Genomic DNA, 2,001 nt, shown 5'->3' on the forward strand with positions numbered 1-2,001 from the left:
AGCGCCCACGCTCCAGCAACTCGATTCCGGCAACGGGCTGAGCGGACGCGGCTTCAGGCGATGAACATCGGCTGATTAGAGGCAAGCATGATGCCGAGCAGCGTCTTGAGCGGCTGCGCCCAGTGCTCGGGAGGCCCAATCGGCGAGATAGGAGCTAACAGGCGCACTCGGCTCACGTTCGAGTACTCCTCGGCTGCACGCTGCTCCGCCCGCGCCTTGGCTTCCGCTTTTCAGCGCGTCGGCCTCAAACGCGAAGAGCCCCATGACCTCGTGGTGAGGTCATGGGGCTCTGGGCGCCCTCCGCTTGGGAGGGCTGGGATGGGCGGCTACTCCGCTGTGCGGCCGTGGCCGATCCGGCCGCGGTGGCGCTGCTCGAGCACCGCCGCCTGGAAGGCACGGAACCTGGGCATGTAGCTGAACCGCAGCAGGTAGCCGCCGCGGTTCAGCTCGATGTGGCAGTTCGCGCAGATCAACCAGCCATGCTCCGGCCGGTTCAGGCCGCGATGGAAGAAGTGGTCGAACTCGGCGCCCTCTGCCGACCCGCCCGCTCGGGTGAGCACGGACGCGTTCTCGCAGCAGGGGCACTGGCCACCGTAGGGCTCGGCTGCCACCGTGCGGCGGATGGCCGCCTGGCTCGCCGGCGAGAAATCCCGCCTGGTGCCGAGCAGCAGATCCTGCGTCGAGAGCGTCAGGAACATCAGGTCGGCGGCATGCCGGTCCAGGACATCGAGGATGTCGAGCCGGCGATGCAACCGCTGGAACTGCTGGTCGAGGTTCGCCCACAGCGGGTCATGGCCCGCTGCGGGTGCGTCGTCCGGCCGCTGCATGGCGGCACGGAGGACGGTGTTGCACCAGAGGTGGAACGGCGGCGAGAGGTAGCGGGCGTAGGTCAGCGCGAGCTGCCAATGTGCCCAGGTGCCGCCCTGGTTGCCGCGGACGGTGGCGACGAGGCCGTCGCTGTCGAGGTGGCAAATGCCGGCGAGGCCGGCATTTGGCGCGAACAGGTCGGTGGCGTCGGACGCGTGGGTGCCTGCATGGGTGCGGAAGCGTCCGGTCTCCTCGAGGGCGAGCCAGTCGGAGGGGCGCCGGTTCGGCGGCCGGTCTGCGGCCTGCCACATGTCGGTCAGGTTCAGCATGGCGCCGCGCAGGCGAATGCGGCTGCCCTGGTAGCTGAGGGTGGTGGTGGTCATGGGATCTCCAACACGGGTTCGGCCTTGCTCAAGGGGCCGCGACGGTCGGCTTGGGAGCTGCCGAGACCAGCCGGAGAGAGCGGAGAAGGCGGAGGGGGGTGGGGAGGCGGCAGACGGAGGTTCAGCCCGGCCGCCGCCGTGGCGGGCCCTGGAGGGCGCGCTGCGGGGCTGCCGGGCTGAACCCAGGCCTGGTGTGGTAGCGGGCGCGGGCAACAGCCCACGCAGATACCGCGTCGTGACGCGGCGGACCGGCGCCCCCTCCCCGGCAAAGAACCGGGGCGGCGCCGGGTGAACCCTGTCGTCAGCACCCTCCGTGCCACCGCTGGCAGGGGATGGTTCGCAGAGGCGGCCGGCTCAGTGCCGGATGCGCGGTGCCGGGCACGGGCGGCGTCGAGGTGACGCCGCCCGTGTCCGCCGAGGTGGGATGACAGGGGTGGCGAGAGGCCAGCGCCCCCTCCCCTGCCGAAGCAGGGGTGGCGCCGGATGGCCAGGGGGCCTCGTTACCGGGGCCTTGGTCAGATCCAGCGCCCGGCGGGCTCAGACGGCCTCGCCCCCGAAGTCTGAACAGGTTGCAGTCGGGGGAGCGAGGGCGTCGCGGAGCCGGGCGTGCTCGTGCATCTCGAGCACCAGATATGGAGATGCCATCTCGTACTTTCAAGTTCGCAATGAAATGTGGTGGTGCGGCCTTCTCTGCAGCCGACGCATTCAGATACGGCTTCCGCACCTAATGTTGGGTGTGATGAGGATCTTTCCGGGAGAGCCTTTCGGTTTTTCCGATCCGCAGGACCACCAGGGCGATGCCGGCGGACAG

2 protein-coding genes are annotated in these 2,001 nt (G+C 69.7%); both read right to left on the minus strand.

Going from position 1 to position 2,001, the window contains the following annotated elements:
* Positions 1-53: 53 nt before the first annotated feature.
* Positions 54-176, minus strand: a complete 123-nt coding sequence (locus ACFHPP_RS30870) for a hypothetical protein (RefSeq protein WP_437167052.1) — start codon at positions 174-176, stop codon at positions 54-56.
* 150 nt (positions 177-326) lie between these two features.
* On the minus strand, positions 327-1,190 hold the full coding sequence (locus ACFHPP_RS30875) for a KilA-N domain-containing protein (RefSeq protein WP_437167053.1): 864 nt from the start codon (positions 1,188-1,190) through the stop codon (positions 327-329).
* Between the last annotated feature and the right edge of the window lie 811 nt (positions 1,191-2,001).

This window comes from Falsiroseomonas sp. E2-1-a20 (assembly GCF_051433195.1).
Classification (GTDB): domain Bacteria; phylum Pseudomonadota; class Alphaproteobacteria; order Acetobacterales; family Acetobacteraceae; genus Falsiroseomonas.